The organism is Modestobacter sp. VKM Ac-2982 (assembly GCF_026967935.1).
GTDB lineage: Bacteria > Actinomycetota > Actinomycetes > Mycobacteriales > Geodermatophilaceae > Modestobacter.
Window position 1 is genome coordinate 1005585 of record NZ_JAPVBL010000001.1, and the last position, 18139, is coordinate 1023723.

Genomic DNA, 18139 nt, shown 5'->3' on the forward strand with positions numbered 1-18139 from the left:
GGTCCCGCCGGACGGTGCGTGCCGGCCCGGGAGCGTGGCGTTAGAGTCCCTCCGACATGGTCGTGGTCAGCAGGTGGCAGGCGCTGCGCACTCGTTGGGCGCCCGTGGTGGTGCCGCTGCTCCGCCTGGTCACCGGCGTCGGGGCCTCCGCTCTGGCGACGTACGCCTACCTGATCCTGGTCGCCCGTGAGCTGGGCCCGGAGGGCTACGCCACCTTCTCCGCCTTCTGGGCTGCGGTGGTCATCCTCGGCGCCGGCGTCTACCTCCCCATCGAGCAGGAGACCGCCCGTCGGGGTGTCGGCACCCCGGACGTGACCAGGCCGCGCCGGTTGGGCAGCACCGCGCTCGTCGCCGCCCTGCTGGTGACCGCGGGGCTCGGCGTCCTGCTGCTGGGCAGCTGGCCGGCGCTGTCGGGGTTTTTCTCCGACGACGTCCTCCTGGCCGCAGCTCTGGTGCTGGGCGGGCTGGGGTACTCCGCGCAGTTCCCGGTCCGCGGCCTGCTCTCGACCGGGCGGCGGTACGGGCGGTACGCCTCGGTCCTGGGCACCGAGGCACTGCTGCGGGTGCTGCTGGTGGTCGCCCTGGTCGTCGTGGCCGACCCCGGGCCGGCTGCGCTGGCGGCGGTCGTCGGTCTCGCCGCCCTGGGGTCCGCGCTGGCGGGCGTCACCCGGACCGGGGTCGGCCTGTTCGCCGACGGGGGAGCACTGCACTTCCTGCGCTCGGCCGGCATGCTCATCGCCGGCGCGGTCGCGCTGCAGACCCTGCTCTACAGCGGCGTCCTGGTCGCTCGGGCCCTCGCGCCCCCCGGCCAGGCGGTCCTGGCCGGACAGCTGCTGGCGGCGGTCACGGTCACCCGGATCCCGATCTTCCTGTTCCAGTCGGTCGAGAGCCTCGTCATCCCGCGGATCGCCGAACTCGCGTTCAACGGTGACACGGTGGCGCTGCGGCAGGCGGTGCGGCGGCTGGTCGGCGTGGTCGCCGTGCTCGGGACGGTCGCCGCCGTGGGTTCGGCGACCCTGGGGCCCTGGCTGGTCGAGCTGATGTTCGGGCCGGAGTTCCGTGTCTCCCGTGGGGCGATGACGCTGCTGGGCGTGGGCACCGGGATCTTCATGCTCGCCGTGGCCGCCTCCGACATCACGGTGTCGCTGGCCGGCCACGCCCAGATGGCGGGGAGCTGGCTCGCCGGACTGGTCGCCGGTGGCCTGTCCTTGTGGGCACTGGACGACCTCGTGCTGCGGATCACCGTCCCGCTGATCGTCGGCTCCTGCGTGGCCGCGCTGCTGGCGGCCACCGCCGCCCGTTCCCGGCTCCTGGCTGCGGTGGCCGCAAGTCACTGATCCCGCCCGCTCTGGGCGGCCCGGTCAGTTGATGCAGCCGGTGTCAGCCGCGGTGCGCTGGTCCTCGCCCTCCGTCGTGGGCGCCGGCGCCGCAGGGGCGGTCAGTGCCTGCCCGACGCCGTTGAAGTCCTCGCCGAGCACCAGCTGGACGGTACCGCTGGCCGCGTCGTCGACGACCTTGGTGACCGCGCCCGGGACCTGGGCGGCCAGCGCCGCCGCCAGCGCCTCGTCCCCGGCGGCGTGCCGGATCTCGGTCACCTCGTAGTCCATCGAGTCGGCGTTCGCCGTCCCGGTGACCTGGAAGCCCGCCGCCGTCAGGTCGTTGCCGGCGCTGCTCGCCAGACCGGAGATGCCGGAGCCGTTGTAGACCTCCACGTCCACGTCGGCCGGGCTGACGACCTCCGGGGCCCCGGCCGGCGCTGCCTCGGCCACTGCCGGCTCCGGCTCGGGCTCGGCGTTGAGCTCGGCGAAGAAGGCGTGCAAGGCGTCCTCGTCCTCGAGCCGGAGGATGTAGCGGCCCGCGTCGTCCTCGTCGTCGCCGACGTAGGGCACGGTCTGGAAGTCGATGCTGCCCGGCGTCACCGACTGCATCTGCTGCGCCAGCTGCAACAGGTTCAGGTTCTGGTCGACGGTCAGCGCGTCGGCGGCGGCCTCGACCAGCTCGCGCTGCTTGCCGAGGTCCAGCAGCACGTTGTCGCTGAGCATCTTGCGGATCATGCCGGCGATGAAGGTCTGCTGCCGGATGATCCGGTCGAAGTCGCCGCGCGGCAGGCCCTTCCGCTGGCGCACGAAGGCCAGCGCCTGCTCGCCACTGATCGTCTGCACGCCGGCGGGCAGGTCGATGCCGGAGAAGCTGTCCTTCGCCGGTTCGCAGAGGTTGACCTCGACCCCGCCGACCACGGTCGACAGCTGGAAGAAGCCCAGCAGGTCGACCTCGGCGTAGTGGTCGATCCGCAGGCCGGTGAGCGAGCTGATCGTCTGGATCAGCAGCTGCGCCCCCGCCGCCTGCACGGCCGCGTCGGAGGCGCCTTCGGGCGCCTCCATCCCACCGTAGGCGTAGGCGGCGTTCAGCTTGTCCCAGCCGTAGCCGGGGATCTTCACGTAGGAGTCGCGGGGGAAGGAGACGAACGACGCCGCAGAGCCGTCCGCGGGGACGTGCACCAAGATCATGGTGTCGGTGTTCAGCCCGGCGTTGGCCTCCGTGTTGAGCAGGGCCAGCTCCTCCTCCGTGGCACCTGCGCGGCTGTCGTTGCCCACCAGCAGCAGGTTCATCGCCTCGCCCGTGCCGACGACCTGGTCGTTGCCCGACGTCGGGATGGCGTTGGTCCGGTTGACGCTGGCGTCGGCGACGCGGCCGAGGTACCAACCCCAACCGCTCGTGACCAGCAGCACCAACGAGAGCAGCCCGGCCACCACCCGGCCGCTGGCGGCGAGTCGGCCGTGCCCACCGTGGGCCGCCCGGTCCGCCGAGCCGGTCACGTGCCGCGGCGCCCGGCCGGCGCGGGGGTCGAGACGTGGGGGCAGTGGCCGGGAGCTGCCAGCAGGGTGGTCGTCGCTGTAGGTCACAGTCGTTCCTCACGTCGGGCGGGCCGGCTCGGTCTAGCCGCTCAGCAGTCTCGAGACCCGGACCAGGCGTCAGTGGCGACGATACGTGCCGTCACCGGGACGACCGGGCAGCTGAGGAGGCGTCATCGCGTCGTTCTGTCACTCATCCCCGCTCTGTCACATCAAGCGCACGGCCCCCAACCAGCAGGTGGCGGGAGACGAGGTGGGCCGGGTCGTGGTGCTTTCTCGCACCAGCGGCTTCAGAAGGCACGCCGCGTTGCCGATGACCTCAACGTCACCACCGCCGGCATCACCGCTGACGGACGTACCCGCTCATCGGAGGACTCCCATCGTGCGCCGACTGCCAGTCGCCTCAGTCGCCTTCCTGGCGCTGACGGGAACGCTGCTCGCGCTGCCCGTCTACGCCGCCCCCGCTCCTTCACCGCACCCGGTCGAGTCCGAGATCCAGGAGATCGCCCTGGGCTCGGTGCTCGACCCGACCGATGTCGCTGTCGTGGCGACCGACGGGGTCGTCGCACCGGACGGCGTGACGGAGGCCGAGGCGACGGCGCCGGTCGCCGAGGCTCCGGTGTCTGAGGCTCCGGTGTCTGAGGCTCCGGTGTCTGAGGCTCCGGTGTCTGAGGCTCCGGTGTCTGAGGCTCCGGTCGCCGCGGCGGACGCCGAGCTGGACGCGGATGCCGTCGTCGCCTCGGGGGACGAACTGCAGGGCGTGCCGGTGCTGACGGTCTCCGACCCGGACGCGGGCTTCTTCGAGAGCGTCGGGGTGACCTGGCGTGAGACGCCGGCGGTCGTGGACGTCGTGGTCCAGGTCCGCGTCCGTTCGGAAGGTGGCCAGTGGGGTGAGTGGACGACCCTCGAGTCGGAGGGCGTGGTGCAGACCCCGGGCACCGGAGGGGCCGACGAGGAGGTGCGCGCCGGGACCGCCCCCTACTGGACGGGCCCGGCCACCGGGGTCGAGGTGATCGTGCAGGGCGCCGGCGGGGCCGTTCCCGAGGACGTCCGGGTCACCATGATCGACCCGGGCACGAGCGAGGCTGACAGCCTCCCGTCCGCGGCGCCGGTCAGCCAGGCCGGTGCGGCCGTGGCGATGCCCCCGGTGGTCACCCGCGCTCAGTGGGGAGCCAACGAGGCGATCATGAACTGGACGCCGAAGTACGCGTCGACCATCAAGGCGGCGACCGTCCACCACACCGCCGACAGGAACGACTACGCAGCGGCCGACGTCCCCAGGATCCTGCGGTCCATCCAGGCCTACCACAGTGTCACGCGCGGCTGGGGCGACATCGGCTACAACGTGATCGTCGACAAGTTCGGCCGGATCTTCGAAGGTCGGTACGGGGGACTGAGCTCCACGGTCATCGGTGCCCACGCGCTCAGCTACAACTCCGGCACGTTCGGGGTGTCGATGCTGGGCAACTACGACAAGGTGGACGTCCCGCAGGCGACCGTCGATGCGCTGTCGGCGATCATCGCGTGGAAGTTCTCGCTCTACGGGGTCGATCCGAGCGGGACCACGGTGCTGAACAGCAGACCACTGCCGACCATCTTCGCCCATCGCGAGGTGGGCAGCACTGTCTGCCCGGGCAGGTACGGCTTCGCCCGGCTGCCGGCGATCCGCGCCTCCGTGGCCGGTGGCCTAGGGCAGGCCGCCTTCGTGCGTGCCCTGTACCAGGACATGATGAACCGCGGGCCCGATGACGTCGGCCTGGGAGGATGGACCAGCTCCCTGATCGCGGGAGTCGACCGGCGCGTGGTGTCCCGGGGGTTCTCCAACTCCTCCGAGTACCGGATGCTGTCCATCACGCTGGCGTACAGGCAGGTCTTCGACCGGGCGCCGGACCCCAGCGGCGTGGCGACCTGGATGAGCGCCATCGCGGGAGGCGCCGTGCGCATCGACGACCTCCGACCGGCGCTCATGGCCAGCGCGGAGTTCTACCTCCGGGGCGGCAGCAGTGACACGGCCTTCGTGGACAACATCTACCGCGCGGCTCTCGACCGCGGTGCGAGCACGTGGGAGGTCGGCTACTGGGCCGACGTCCGTCGCCGCTCGGGTCCGGAGGCCGTGATCAGGTCGGTGTGGGGATCGGTCGAGGCGGCCAAGCGGCGGGTCGACCAGGTCTACCAGTACTACCTCGGCCGGACGGCCGGCCCTGCGGAGCAGACCAGTTGGCTCGACGTGATCATGGGATCGGGTGACGAGCAGCTCCGCGAGGAGGTGGTCGCGAGCTGGGAGTACTTCGCCCGGTCCGGCCTGCGGTTCCCCTGACCGAACGCGACGACGGGCCCCGGGCACGTGCTCGGGGCCCGTCGTCGCGTTCCGGACCGGGGCCGGCGGGGCTGCGTGCGCGGACGCCGGTGGCGGCTGCGCCTGCCTCACCGGGTGGGCAGGGGGTGGTCAGGAGGAGGCGAGGCTCGGCTCGGCGCCGAGGAAGCCCACGGACCGCCCGTCGGTGGTGACGCTGAAGGACGCCGCCTGGGGCAGGCGGTGGATCTCGGGCCCGGCCCACACGGCGAGAGCCCCGTGGACCTCGTACTGCCCCCCGCCGAGCCACACGTTGCGCAGCTGGACCTCAAACGTCCCACGCCCGGTCAAGGGCGGCATTCTGGTCCCCATCAACTGGGTGTTGGTGCCGTACAGGCTCTGGCCGGAAGGGGTGTCGATGCCCACGCCCAGGACCCAGTCGTCGAGGGTCGACGCCGCTTCCACGTCGACCTGGACCCTGAGGTCGTCCCCAGGTGCGATCTGGGTGATGGGTGAGCCGTCGTCGCCGATCAGGCGGACGGCGGTCACCGTGGCGTGGTGCTGGGGTTCGTGGGCCAGCTCCGTGCGTTGTTCGGCCTGCCGCACCACCTCGAAGTCTGCGCGAAGCGTCCGAGCGGCGAGAGCCGGGTCGCCGTCGACCACGACCCGCCCGTTCTCCAGCACCACCGCCCGATCGCAGAGGTCGACCACCTGGTCGAGTGCGTGGGTGACCAAGATGATCGTGCGCCCCTCCTTCTGGAAGGAGCGGATCTGATCCAGGCACTTGCGCTGGAAGGGCTCGTCGCCGACGGCCAGCACCTCGTCGACGAGCAGCACGTCGGGGTCGACGTGCACCGCCACCGCGAAGGCCAGCCGGACGTACATGCCCGAGCTGTAGAACTTCACCTGGGTGTCGATGAAGCGCTCGATGCCGGAGAAGTCGACGATCGCGTCGAAGTACTCGTCCGTTTGGCGCTGGGACAATCCGAGGATCGAGGCGTTCAGGTAGACGTTCTCCCGGCCGGTCAGGTCGGGGTGGAACCCAGCGCCCAGCTCCAGGAGGGCGGCGAGGCGTCCGCGTCGTTCGACCGTGCCCGAGGTGGGCTGGAGGATGCCGCCGATCGTCTTGAGCAGGGTGCTCTTGCCGGAGCCGTTCGGGCCGATGAGACCGACGGTGGTGCCGGCGGAGATCTCCAGGTCGACGTTGCGGAGGGCCCAGAAGTCCTCCCGGTGCCGTCGGGACCGCCCTGCGTTGACCAGTCGCTCCTTGAGCGACTTGTCCTTGCGGATGACGAACCGCTTGGAGACGTCGTGCACTCGCACGACGGTCGGACTGTCGGCCACGGGTCAGATCTCCTGGGCGAAGTTGGCTTCGAGACGGGCGAAGGCGCGCTGGGCCAGCCACAGCAGGACCACACCGATGCCCAGCATCACCAGCAGTCGGGCGCCCAGCGCGTCCGGGAAGGGCTGATCGGTGCCGGCCACCCAGAGGCCGCGCTGCATGGCCAGGACGGCGGAGGTCACGGGGTTGGCCAGGTACAGGTTCTGCAGGAACCCGTCGTCGATGGCCGAACGGACCAGCTCCCAGCTGTACACGACGGGGGAGAGCCAGAAGAGCACGGTCAGGCTGATCTCGACCAGGTAGGCCACGTCGCGCAGGTAGACGTTCACCGCGGAGAGCACCAGGGCGAAGGCCGTGGCGTAGACCAGCAGCACGGCGAGGGCCAGCGGCACGAAGAGCAGTCGGGAACCGGTCGGTATGGAACCGGTGACGATCAGCGCGACGATCAGCACGATGAACTGGGTCGCGAGGGTGAAGAGGGCCGAGCCGACGACGCTGAGCGGGAAGACCTCCCGGGGGAGATAGACCTTCTTGATCAGCCCACCGTTGTTGACGATCGACCCGGTCCCTGCAGAGACGACCTCGGCGAAGAACTGCCAGGCGATCAGGCCGGTGAAAATGTAGATGGCGAACTCGGGGATCGAGCGTTCAGCGCCGAGGAACTTGCCGATTGCGACGTAGTAGACGAGCAGGATCGTGAGGGGCCTGATCAGACTCCACAAGAACCCGAGCGTGCTGTCCTTGTACCGGGCCTTTAGCTCCCGGCGGACCAGCAGGACGAGCAGCTCACGGTAGGCGGCGAGGTCCCTGACGGACTTGAGTGTGCCCTTGAGGAACCCATGTGCGGGTCCGGCCGACTCCAGCGGCTCCTCGGCAAGGCGCCGCATCCGCTCGTCCGCCGCCGAGCCGGCGGCGGCCGGACGCAGCTGTTCAGTATCGCTGCTCATCTCACTCCAACTCCAGACTTAGCACGAGCATTCTGCAGACGTGGTCGGCGTGAGTTCCCGTTGCTGCGTTCATCCGCTACCGACTCAGAACTCCTGGCGGGGGCCGTGCGGCGTGCGGGCGAGTGAATCGCGGCAGGCCTACCGTCGTCGTCGCTGCCGATGACGTACTGGGGCGAGGCCGCATCGGTGACACCGGGTTCGAGGTGAGGACCTGCGCCCACCAGAACTCGGTTCAGCCCCCTTGCAGTCGAGGTCGCCGGTCGTCTCGTGCCCGCTCTGGGCCGACTGTCGTCTTCGGGGACTGTACGCGTCGAGGGGGTGCGGATCATGTTCATCCCGGTGATCTGCGACCGGTGGCCCGTCCTGTCCCACGTGTCCCGCGAGCCCCCGCCGGTGGGGCGGTACGTGAGTCGCTCGACGGGGGCAGGTCGCACGGTGCCGTCCGTTGCACCTGGGGACGCGCGGTCCACGGGGCGGGGACGTGGCCGAGAGAGCTGCGGCCTCGGTGGCGACCGTGCGGCCGACCGCAGCGTCCACGCCCAGGCCCTAGGCGTGGGGTCGGGCGCAGCGGCCTGAGGGAGCAGCCGTGAGGGCCTCGACCGACGCAGGCCGACCGGCTCAAGTGGGCGGTGGTCCTCCGCCCGCCCCTGGGTGCTGCCGCCACTGCTCTAAGGTGGCGCCCTGGACGTGCGGGTGCCTGCGCGGCCGGCGCCGGCGGAAGCCGGTTTCCGGTGGCCGGCCAGCACCACGTCACTCGGTCCCCGTCTTCCTGTTCCAGCGCCTGGAGGCCCCTCGTCGTGCCGCGGATCGCCGGAGTCGCCGCGGGTAAGGGCGGCGGGCGCTACGTGCGGGTCCGCAGCCCGTGACGTGGGTGGCGCCTGTGGTCGGTGGGGCGCCGGTCACGGACGGCTTGCCGGACGGTCGGGCCGTCGGCCGCCACCCAGGGCACAGTGCCAGCACGATGGCGCTGCGCGGTGGGAGCGTGGCGGCGCTCCCGGCCGCATCGGGTGGGCAACGCTGCTACAACCGGATGTTCGGTGGACAGGTCGCTGGCCCCGTCGACACCGCCGCCCTGCTCGTCTTCCTGTCCGACTCCATCCAGCAGGTCATCGCACCGTTGCTGGCCGGATCGGCCACCGGGTCCACCCTGCATGCCAGGCCGGCCGGGGCGCCCATCCGTGAACTGACCTAGTCGAGGCCCCGATGCTCATGACCGTCCTGCTCGTCGCTGCCGCCTGGGGGCTGCTCGCCCTGCTCGGGCTGGCGCTCCTGGCGTCGGTGGCCCCCCAGCTCCGGCACGCGCTCCTGCCGGCGGCCCCGTTGGTGGGCGTGACGTTCCTGGTCGCCGCGCTGCACACGACCGGCCTTTTCCTCTCGGTACGCCGGGGGCTGGTGGTGGTCCTGGTACTGGCGGTGGTCGTCCTGGTCGTCGGCGTCCGTCGCGGTCGGGCTCGTCCGCTCCTGGACCGGCCCTCGGCGGGGTGGTCGCTCGCAGGGCTGGCGCTGGGGATCCCGTTCGCCCTCGTCGCGTTGGCCCCGAGCGCGATCCTGGACAGCGCGCGCGTCGTCAGCCCGTCGGCGAACAACGACGCCGTCTGGTACGTCTCGGTCAGCTCGTGGCTGGCGGACCACCCGATCACCGACGTGCCGATGATCCCGGCGGCGCCGATGGACGTGGCGGACCCGGGCGTCCCCGGCGACGGCCCGGCCGTGTCCGCGCTGACCTTCCCGCTGCGGGTCGGTCAGGAGCTCGTCCAGGCGTCTTTGAACACCGTGACGGGCACGTCGCCGGTCACCACCTTCACGCCCTGGCTGGCCGTCTGGGTGCTGTTGCTTCCGGGAGGGTGTCTTGCCGCCGCCGCCCTCCTCCGGCTCGGTCGTGCCGTCGGCGTCCTGTCCGGGGTGGTGATGGCCAGCTCGGTCGTCCTGGTCCAGCAGGTCTACAACCAGAACGCCGCCTCCGTGCTGGGCATCGCGCTGGCCCCGCTGGTCCTGGCCGGCGTGGTCGCCGCCCTGGAGCGGGACCGGCGCATGCCCGTGCTGCTTGCCGGGCTGTTGTTATCCGGGCTGGTCGGGACCTACTCCGAGTACGCCCCGTTCGTCGCCCCCGCGCTCGTGGCAGCGTTGCTGCTGCGGCGTTCGGGGCTCGGGGCTGCCGCCGCCCGGGGGGCTGGCGTGCTGCTGGCGGCCGTCGCGATCGCGCCACTGGCGTGGTACCGCGCGGTGCAGGGTCTGATCGGCGTCCGGGGAGGGGCCGCGGACGCCTTCCCGTCCCCCTTCCGCGACGCCCCGCTGCATGTCGTGCTGAACAGGCTCGTCGGGGTCGCGCCTGCCGGGGCCGGCGACGAGCGCAGCTGGTTGGCGGTGCTGCTGGCTGCGTTGGTCGTCGCCGGCGTCCTGCTGGGCATCGTGCTCGGACCACAGCGAGGCCTGTGGCTCGGACTGCTCGGGGCGGCCCTGCCCTTCATCGTCTGGCTGTCGGTCCAGCGGCTGGGGTACACCCAGCGCAGGGCGGTCGAGATCGTGCTCCCGCTGGTGCTGTTCATCGCGGTGGTGGGGTGGGTGAGCCTCGTCCGCCGGCTGTCCCGGCGCTCGGTGACGGGCGGGCAGCGGCAGGTCCGGGTGGTGCGGTGGTGGGCCGGGGCCCCGGTCGCGGTCGTCCTCGCAGCGGCGCTGCTGGGGTCCCTGGTGGTCTTCGCCGGCGTGAACGTGCGCTCGTCCCTGGCCGCTTTCGCCCGGGCCGACCTGGCGCCCCGGCACGTCGACTCGGACTTCTCCGAAGCGCGGCAGTGGGTGGCCGCCGCGGGAGAGGAGGACGTCTCAGTGCTCGTGCCGTCCTTCTTCGACCAGCAGTGGATGACCTTGGCGCTCCTGGACGACGAGCAAGTCGAGTACCCGGCGATCCGGCCCGACTACTTCCGGACCGAGTCGTTCTGGAGTGGCGGTGTGGACCGCTACTGGCTGGTCGGGATCGGCGTCCAGGTGGACGCCGATCCTGCCGTCGTCGTCCACGCCAACGACCGCTTCCGCATGCTGGACCTGAGCCGGGGTGAGGCGGTCATCGCCGCCCCCTACGGACTGACCGACTGGGACACCGGGCTCTGGGCCGACGGTGGGGCGACCACCGTGAACGCGCAGGCCCAGGCGCTGGTGGTCCGTACCCCGGGGACCGGCTCGGCGGTGACCCTCACGCTCAGGGCGCCCCTGGGCGAGCCCGTGGACGTGGCGGTAGGCGCTGCAGGCGCGCCCCCGGTCGTCGTCGACGACCTGGCGCTCCAGCCGGTCGCGGCGCCGGTGGAACTGCCCGCCGGGACGGCGCCGGTGCTCGTCGACCTCCTCCCCGAGGCGCCGGTCGGCGCAGCGGGTCCCCAACGGATCGAGATGGCAGGTGTGCAACGTGTCCCGTGAGCACGACGTGGTGATGGCCCTGACCTACTACAGCCCTTACGTGAGTGGCCTCACCGAGGCGGCGCGGGTGGTCGCCGAGGGGTTGGCGGCGGCCGGTCGCCGCGTCCTCGTGGTGACCACCAGGCACGATCAGGCGCTGCCTGCCGAGGAGTGGGTCAACGGGGTGCAGGTGCGCCGAACGCCGGTGGTCGCCCGGCTGGGCAAGGGCGTCATCAGCCCCACGTTCCCGCTGGCCGTCGCGGCTGCCGCGCGCCGTGCCGGGGTGCTCAACCTGCACCTGCCGCTGTTGGAGGCAGGCCCGATCGCGCTGTTGGTCCGAGGCACCCCGGTGGTGCTCACGTACCAGTGCGACGTCTCGCTGTCCGCTGGCCGGGCCGACCGGCTGCAGGAGTCGGTGATGGACCGGACGGCGCGGCTCGCCATGAGGCGCAGCGCCGTCGTGGTGCCGTCCAGTGACGACTACGCCGAGCACTCGCGACTCGCGGGGGCGATGGACGGGAAGTCGCAGGCGATCGCGCCACCGTGTCTGGACCGGGCCGGCGGTCGACCGGCGTTCCGGGACGGGACGGGGCTCCACGTGGGGTTCGTCGGACGGATCGTCGAGGAGAAGGGCCTGGAGTACCTGGTCGAGGGCTTCCGCCGGCTGACCGACCCGGCGGCCAGGTTGCTGGTCGCCGGAGACCACACGCGGATCGCGGGGGGCAGCGTCGTCGACCGGGTCCGGCGGGCAGCGGGTGAGGACAACCGGGTGCGCTTGCTGGGCTTCCTCCCCGACGAGTCGCTCCCGGACTTCTACGCCTCGCTGGACGTGTTCGCGTTGCCGTCGGTCAACAGCTTCGAGGCGTTCGGCATCGTCCAGGTGGAGGCGATGATGACCGGCGTCCCCGCGCTAGCCAGTGATCTCCCCGGAGTGCGCATCCCCGTGCAGCGGACGGGCTTCGGGATCGTGGTCCCGCCTCGGGACCCGTCGGCGATCCACCAGGCCCTGGTGGAACTGCAGGGATGGCCTCTCGACCGGGCCGTCGGCGCAGCCGAGACACGTAGTCGGTACGGGGCGGCCTCATCGATCGAGCAGTACGCGCGGCTGTTCGACACACTGGCGGACTGACATACCCGGAGCTCCCCGGCGTGGTGCCAGTGGACGATCGGGTTTATCAGGTCTGATGGCGCTGGTCGCAGTGTGTCGTGACCCCGCGCGACGACACGCCCACCATTGGGATCGATGGTCGTCTGCGCGGAACCGGTTTGCTCCGCGCGCCCCACGCAGGGCCCTCAGACAGTAGGTGGTTGGTGAAGGCATCGCTTCGCGACGGCATCCGCCGCCCGGTGCTCAGACGCATCCTGGTTGCATCGGCCCTCGTCCTGGGTCTGGTGATGTCGGGCCTCCCGATGGCCACCGCCGCGGACGGGGAGCTGACGTTCTCCGGCCGTGGGTACGGTCACGGTCGGGGCATGGGTCAGTGGGGCGCCTACGGATACGCCGTCGATCTCGGAGCCAACTACCGGGACATCCTCGACCACTTCTACGGCGGGACCTCCCTGGCGGGGGACGTGGGCAACCCCGCGGTCAGCGTCGAGCTGTTGAGCCTGAGGTCGCGCGAGACGGTGCTGACCGGCCCCGGCCTGGCGATCAACGGGGTGGCCCTGGGGGCCAACGCCGTCCGCATCCGCGGCGTGGCCAGCAACACCTTCCAGGTCCTCGTCGGCGACGGTTGCGGAGGTCCGTGGTCGGTGTGGTCCGGTGCCGCCAACGGCCAGCTCGCCTCCGGGCTCACGGTGACCGGTGAGCTCCGCATGTGCGAACCCGGCCAGGTGCGCGCCTACCGGGGCAACATCGCCGTGCTGGACGGCGGGGGCTTCCAGACCACCGTCAACACGGTGCTGTTGGACGACTACCTGCGGGGGGTCCTCCCGCGGGAGATGCCGGCCAGCTGGGGCTCGGCAGGCGGCGGGCGCGGCATGGAGGCGCTGAAGGCCCAGGCGGTCGCCGCCCGGAGCTATGCGCTGGCGTCCCAGTGGCGGGCCTACGCCAAGACCTGTGACACCACGAGCTGCCAGGTGTACCGAGGTGCCTACGTCCAGCCCTCGGGAGGCGCGGTCTCCTGGCTCGAGGACGGGCGGACCGATGGCGCTGTGGCGGCCACCTCCGGCCAGGTCCGCCGCTGGCCGAACGGGGGGGTGGTCCGGACGGAGTTCAGTGCGTCCACCGGCGGCCACACCGCCGGGGGGAGCTTCCCGGCGGTGGCGGACCGAGGCGACGCTACTGCGGCCAACCCCAACCGCTCGTGGACGGTCGCCTTCTCCCGGGCGGACGCCGCAGCGCGGTTGGGACTGGCGTCGATCACCGGCGTCCGGGTCACCGAGCGCAACGGCCTCGGGGCAGACGGCGGCAGAGCGGTGACCGTGGTCTTCGACACCTCCAGCGGGAGCAGGTCCTTCACCGGCGCCCAGGTGCGTTCGGCGCTGGGACTCAAGAGCGACTGGTTCTCCGTGGCGTTCGCCCACTCCACCTCGGGCCGTGCCTTCGCCCAGGCGTTGTACTCCGACGTCCTGGGACGGCCCGGCGATCCCGGCGGGATCGACAACTGGGCGAGAGCGGTGGACGCCGGCGCGGAGAGGTACGGCGTCGCCCACGGCTTCGCCAGCTCCTCGGAGCGATACGCCCAGTGGGTGAACACCACCTACGTCCTGGCCCTGCGTCGGGCTCCCGATGGGGGCGGTGCCGAGGCCTGGCTCAACTACCTGCGCGCCGGCGCGACCCTCAACGACCTCAACGCAGCCGTCTACGGATCGCAGGAAGCGCTGAACACGCTGGGCGGCGGTGAGGTGCAGGGGTGGGTCGACGCGGTCTACCGACTGCTGCTCGGGCGGGGCGCGGCGCCCGAAGAGCAGACGTCCTGGGCCCGCGTGGCGGCTCAGGCCGGCCGGAACCCGGTGGTAATGGCGATCTCGCAGTCGCCGGAGGCCCGCAACCGCCGGCTCGAGGAGTACTACCAGGTGCTGCTCGGACGCGCCCTGGACGACGGCGGCCGGAGCAGCTTCTCCGGCCTGCTCGCTGGCCGGGGAGACGTCGACGTGGTCGCCCTCCTCGCTGCCAGTCCCGAGTACCGGCAGCGCGCCGAGGCCAGGTTCCCGTGACGTGACGTGACGTGACGTGACGTGACGTGACGTGACGTGACGTCGTGCCGCGGCCGGCCGCAGCGCCCGGCGTCCTGACCTCGGTCGGGACGCCGGGCGCTGTGGCCGGTGTGGGTCAGGACGTCGGCGCCGGCCCTGCCGTCAACGTCGTCCACGTCCGGGCGGCGTAGTCGTCCCAGCTGGACGCCGGCCGGCGTCGGGCCTGCTCGGACAGCCGGGCGTGCTCGGCCTCGTCGATGAGGACGGTGCGGAGGGCGGCCGCGATGCTGTGGTCGTCGCGTGGGTCAACCAGGAGCGCGCCGCCGTCCTGGGCGATCTCGGCCATCGCGCCGTACCCCGAGGTGATCACGGGGGTGCCGCAGGCCAGGGACTCCGCCACCGGCAGGCCGAACCCCTCGTTGAGCGACGGGAACACGGTGCACCGCGCCACCCGGTAGGCCGCCCAGAGCTCCCGGTCGGTCATCGTCGTGACCGTCTCGACCGGGCGGTTGCGCCCTCGAGCGTCCTCGAGCGCCTGCTGGAAACGTTCGTCGTTCCAGGAACGTCCGCCGACCAGCACCAGGGTGAAGGGCACACCCTCACGCCACAGCAGTTCAGCCGCATGCAGCAGGGCGAGGTGGTTCTTCCGGGGTTCGTGGCTGCCGACGCAGAGCACCATGGGCACGCCCGGGACGACGTGACGGGCGTGGATGGCCGCCAGGTCCTCGGGGGTGGTGGCGGGCACCTCCGCGGGGAGCAGGTCGGCCGTGATCGCCGGACCCGTGCGCCCGGTCGAGGCGAGCATGGCCCGCCACCCCCGGTACTCCACCGCTGCGGCTTCTGAGATCGTCGACACCTGGTCCATGTGCCGGACAGCCGCCAGATTGTGGGCGAAGGCCTCGCCCACACCGAGAGCGGTCGTCTCCGCGGTCGTGACGGGCACGCAGTCGAACCCGATGACACCGGTCCGCGACCTGGCGAACTGGGCGATGGCGGCGATCCGCTCGTTGCGGTCCCGCTCAGGCGACAGCTCCGGCAGGAGATAGGTCGACCGCCAGGGCACGAGGACCACCTCCGGCGGCCCCGCGGCTGGGACCTCGCCTTCGCCGGTCAGCGCCTTCGTCCGCTCGGCACCCTCCAGCGGACGGAGCTGACGGTAGTCGGGACTCCAGGCGACGAGGGTCACCTCGTGGTCCCGCGCCCACCGGCGGGTGGTCTCCCTCGCCACCCGCTGGATGCCCGTCGCGAGCCCGGCCCGGGCGGTGTGCTCCAGGTCGACGAGGACCGTGTCCGTCACGACGCGCACCTCCGGCCAGTGCTGGCCGAGGACCCAGTTCCGCACCGTCCGGACCGGGGTGCTGCCGAAGGCGGCCGCGACGCCGTCCAGGCGGATCGCCCGGGTCGTCCGGGTGACGGTCGTCGGCGTCGTGAGCTCGCCGTCCAGGACCGAGGTCGCCAACCAGACCGACGACGGGTCGGCGTCAGCGAGCAGCTCCTCGAAGGCGGCGATCAGCTCCGACCGCCGCTGCGGTGCCGACCCGGACAGCGTCGACACGACCGTCGACAGCCGGGCGAGCAGGGTGGCTCGCTCTCTCGGCGAGGCCGCGTTCAGCCGGCCGGACAAGGAGATGGCGGGTGCAACCCGGGTGGACATACGCCTGCTCATCGAATCTCCACCTCGCTCCGGCCTGCGCTCACCAGGGCGTCCCACAGCTCACGGGCGTAGTCATCCCACGTCCGGGGTGGCCGGCGGGAGGCCTGGAGACGGAGCTCGGCGATCAGGTCGTCGTCCGTGAGCAGACGCCTCATCTGCGCGGCGATCGCGAGGTCGTCGCGTGGGTCGACGACCACCGCACCACCCTCCTCGGCCAGCTCGCGGGTGCTCCCGAAGTCACTGGTCAGGCAGGGGGTGCCGCAGGCCAGGGACTCGGCGACGGGCAGCCCGAAGCCTTCGTGCAGGGAGACGAACACGGAGAACCTCGCGCGGCGCATCGTCCGCCACAGCTCCGCATCGGAGATCGCGGTGCGGCGTCGGACCGGTCGGCCCGCGGACCGCAGCCGGTTGAGCAGGTCGTCGAACTCGGTCACCCAGCCGCTGCCACCGACGAACTCGACCTGGAACCGGAGCCCGGTGCGCCAGAGCCGCTCGGCGGCGTGCAGGACGGCGAGCTGGTTCTTGCGCGGCTCGAAGCTGCCGATGCAGAGCACGAGCGGCGGGTCGAGCTGAGCGGTCGGCTCACCGGCGGGCACCTCGACGGGGAGAGCGCACTCGGTCACGACCGGACCGGGGAGCCCCTGCGCGGCGAGCATGTCACCGAAACCACGGAACTCACCGGTGGCCGCGGCACTGATGCCGGCCACCCGGGATGCGTGCTTGACCGTCTCAAGGTAGCGCATGAAGCGGTCGGGCAGCTGGGTCTGGATGAGGTCGGGGCTGATGGCGGGGATGCAGTCGTAGCCGATGAGGTTCACGGTGTTCCCGGAGAAGCGCGCCGCCGCCGCCAGGGCCGGGCAGTGGGTGGGGGAGGGGTTCTCCGGCAGGAGCACCGAGGAACGCCAGGGCACGACCAGCCGCTGACGTTCCGCCGGTGGGGTGCCGTCCGGTGGGGGGACCGTGCGTCCCCAGCGGAGGACCCGGTCCTCCTCGAAGTCCGCGATCCGACGCATCGCACCGCCGGCCTCGGTCCAGGCCACCAGGGTCAGGTCGTGCGCCTGCGCCCAGCGGGGCACCGTCTCCCGGACCACGCGCTGGATCCCGGTGTGCAGGTTGTAGCGGGCGCTGAAGTCGACGTCGACCACTACGGCGTCGGCGACGACGTCCATCTCGACGTCGGCCGCGCCGGCGTGCCACGCGGCCGCGTGCCCCGCCTCGAGCAGCCAGCGGCTGAACTCCGCCGCGTTCATCAGGTCTCGGGCCCGGAGGGCGCCCAGGACCTCGTCGGACCCGGGCATGGCGCCGCCCATCGCGGTGAGTAGCAACCAGAGCGCCTCGGTGCCGAGCTGCGCATGGACGTGCTCGACGAGTCGGCCGTACAGCTCCGACGTCGCCACCGCGGGGTCGACCGCCCGGCTCGCCGACTCCAGCCCCAGCGTCTGCGCCGTCACCTGGAGGCGCTGGTGCAGGACCGCCAGGCTCTCCTCGGCGGCCGAGACGTCGGGCAGGGCTGCCGCTGAGGTCATCGCCATCCCCGCAACCGCCGGCTCTGGACGGCCCGGAGCGGGGCCGTGACCCGCCAGGAAACGGTGGCCTGGGTGTCGGCCAACTGCTGGCGCAGCCGGACCACCTCGTGGCCCTGGGTCGCGGTACCGGCACCGGTTGCGCTCGCCCAGCGGGCCAGCACCGCCCCCCGCCACCTGATCACCTCCTGGATCAGCTCCTCGTTCTGACTCCGCAGGAGCGCCGACTCCTCGTCCCGCCGGGCCTGCAGCTGGTGGAGCTCGCTCTCCCAGACACGTTCGCGGTGGGTGATGAAGTCGTCCAGCGGGTTGGCCGGCACGCTCAGCGCCTCGCGCAGCTCCGCGGCCCGTTCCGTGGCGACGTAGAACCGGGAGAGCCCGTCGAAGAGGCAGAACTCGTAACCGCCCGCGGTGACCAGCTCCTCCCACTCGAGGTGGGTCTGGCGCGTGCTGTTCGGCGCGGTGGCCTCCACGACCAGCACCCAGGGACGCCAGCGGCGCAGGTCGACCGTCGCCAGCACCGCACGCTCGGAGCCCTCGGTGTCGACCACCATGAAGTGGATGTCGTCGCTCGGGGTCAGGTGCTCGGACAGCACGTCGTCCAGACGTCGGGCCGGTACTTGCGCATCGCGGGTGGCCCAGCCACTGCCGCGGTGCACTCCGGCGATCGCGTCGTCCAGGGTGGAGAGGCCGGTGCCCTCGATCACGTGCATGGTCACGGTGTCGACCGCCGCGTCGGTGATCGCCGCCTGGACCACCACGTCGTTCGGACGCGCCTCACGGAACGCCTCGACGAACTCGGAGACCGGCTCGATCTCGATCCCGGACCAGCCGCGGTCGTAGAAGGCGCGGGTGATGGAGCCACCGACTGGGTGGTTGGCGCCCACCTCGACGTACCGGCCGGCCGGTACGTCTCGGAGGGCGCGCCACAGGACGACGTCCTCGGCGTTCTGGGCGTAGGAGACGAAGCGCTGGTCGGGAGGCACCTGGCGATCTTACGGTG

12 protein-coding genes are annotated in these 18139 nt (G+C 71.8%); 6 read left to right on the forward strand and 6 right to left on the reverse strand.

What is annotated here, in order from left to right; translation table 11 throughout:
- Window positions 1-56: 56 nt before the first annotated feature.
- Window positions 57-1337 carry a lipopolysaccharide biosynthesis protein gene (locus tag O2W20_RS05060; protein WP_269170640.1) on the forward strand — a complete coding sequence of 427 codons (1281 nt, stop codon included), beginning with the start codon at window positions 57-59 and terminating at the stop codon, window positions 1335-1337.
- Window positions 1338-1361: 24 nt separating this feature from the next.
- Here the strand turns inward: O2W20_RS05060 and O2W20_RS05065 are convergent, their stop codons facing one another.
- Window positions 1362-2903, reverse strand: a complete 1542-nt coding sequence (locus O2W20_RS05065; protein ID WP_269170641.1) for an LCP family protein — start codon at window positions 2901-2903, stop codon at window positions 1362-1364.
- A gap of 628 nt (window positions 2904-3531) precedes the next feature.
- Here O2W20_RS05065 and O2W20_RS05070 point away from each other — a divergent pair.
- Window positions 3532-5169 (forward strand): DUF4214 domain-containing protein, encoded by a 1638-nt coding sequence (locus tag O2W20_RS05070; RefSeq protein WP_269170642.1) that lies wholly within the window; start codon window positions 3532-3534, stop codon window positions 5167-5169.
- Window positions 5170-5298: 129 nt separating this feature from the next.
- Here the strand turns inward: O2W20_RS05070 and O2W20_RS05075 are convergent, their stop codons facing one another.
- Together O2W20_RS05075 and O2W20_RS05080 are read right to left on the reverse strand one after the other, a co-directional pair.
- Complete coding sequence (locus O2W20_RS05075; RefSeq protein ID WP_269170643.1) at window positions 5299-6489, reverse strand: ABC transporter ATP-binding protein; 1191 nt, start codon at window positions 6487-6489, stop codon at window positions 5299-5301.
- A gap of 3 nt (window positions 6490-6492) precedes the next feature.
- Complete coding sequence (locus tag O2W20_RS05080) at window positions 6493-7434, reverse strand: ABC transporter permease (protein ID WP_269170644.1); 942 nt, start codon at window positions 7432-7434, stop codon at window positions 6493-6495.
- Between the two features lie 961 nt (window positions 7435-8395).
- Here O2W20_RS05080 and O2W20_RS05085 point away from each other — a divergent pair.
- From O2W20_RS05085 to O2W20_RS05100, 4 genes are all read left to right on the forward strand, one after another.
- Window positions 8396-8626, forward strand: a complete 231-nt coding sequence (locus O2W20_RS05085; RefSeq protein WP_269170645.1) for a hypothetical protein — start codon at window positions 8396-8398, stop codon at window positions 8624-8626.
- 11 nt (window positions 8627-8637) lie between these two features.
- Entirely contained in the window at window positions 8638-10842 is a 2205-nt protein-coding gene (locus O2W20_RS05090; protein ID WP_269170646.1) for a hypothetical protein, read from the forward strand.
- The gene (locus O2W20_RS05095) at window positions 10832-11950 is read left to right on the forward strand and encodes a glycosyltransferase family 4 protein (RefSeq protein WP_269170647.1); all 1119 of its coding nucleotides are present in this window, start codon (window positions 10832-10834) and stop codon (window positions 11948-11950) included. The genes O2W20_RS05090 and O2W20_RS05095 overlap by 11 nt, the downstream gene beginning before the upstream one ends.
- Before the next feature lie 344 nt (window positions 11951-12294).
- Window positions 12295-13980 carry a SpoIID/LytB domain-containing protein gene (locus O2W20_RS05100; protein ID WP_269170648.1) on the forward strand — a complete coding sequence of 562 codons (1686 nt, stop codon included), beginning with the start codon at window positions 12295-12297 and terminating at the stop codon, window positions 13978-13980.
- 115 nt (window positions 13981-14095) lie between these two features.
- Here the strand turns inward: O2W20_RS05100 and O2W20_RS05105 are convergent, their stop codons facing one another.
- The 3 genes from O2W20_RS05105 to O2W20_RS05115 are packed head-to-tail and all read right to left on the reverse strand — an operon-like array spanning window position 14096 to window position 18122.
- A complete protein-coding gene (locus tag O2W20_RS05105; protein WP_269170649.1) occupies window positions 14096-15613 on the reverse strand; it encodes a glycosyltransferase in 1518 nt (505 codons plus the stop codon).
- 8 nt (window positions 15614-15621) lie between these two features.
- Entirely contained in the window at window positions 15622-17139 is a 1518-nt protein-coding gene (locus O2W20_RS05110; RefSeq protein WP_269170650.1) for a glycosyltransferase family 4 protein, read from the reverse strand.
- A complete protein-coding gene (locus O2W20_RS05115; protein ID WP_269170651.1) occupies window positions 17136-18122 on the reverse strand; it encodes an FkbM family methyltransferase in 987 nt (328 codons plus the stop codon). Before O2W20_RS05115 ends, O2W20_RS05110 begins: the two co-directional genes overlap by 4 nt.
- Window positions 18123-18139: the final 17 nt, after the last annotated feature.

Excerpts from the sequence above, each read along its gene's own strand:
- O2W20_RS05060 (WP_269170640.1), top strand. The coding sequence starts at position 57 with ATGGTCGTGGTCAGCAGGTGGCAGGCGCTGCGCACTCGTTGGGCGCCC.
- O2W20_RS05100 (WP_269170648.1), top strand. The coding sequence starts at position 12,295 with ATGGGTCAGTGGGGCGCCTACGGATACGCCGTCGATCTCGGAGCCAAC.
- O2W20_RS05080 (WP_269170644.1), bottom strand. The coding sequence starts at position 7,434 with ATGAGCAGCGATACTGAACAGCTGCGTCCGGCCGCCGCCGGCTCGGCG.
- O2W20_RS05105 (WP_269170649.1), bottom strand. The coding sequence starts at position 15,613 with ATGTCCACCCGGGTTGCACCCGCCATCTCCTTGTCCGGCCGGCTGAAC.
- O2W20_RS05090 (WP_269170646.1), top strand. The coding sequence starts at position 8,638 with ATGCTCATGACCGTCCTGCTCGTCGCTGCCGCCTGGGGGCTGCTCGCC.
- O2W20_RS05110 (WP_269170650.1), bottom strand. The coding sequence starts at position 17,139 with ATGACCTCAGCGGCAGCCCTGCCCGACGTCTCGGCCGCCGAGGAGAGC.
- O2W20_RS05085 (WP_269170645.1), top strand. The coding sequence starts at position 8,396 with ATGGCGCTGCGCGGTGGGAGCGTGGCGGCGCTCCCGGCCGCATCGGGT.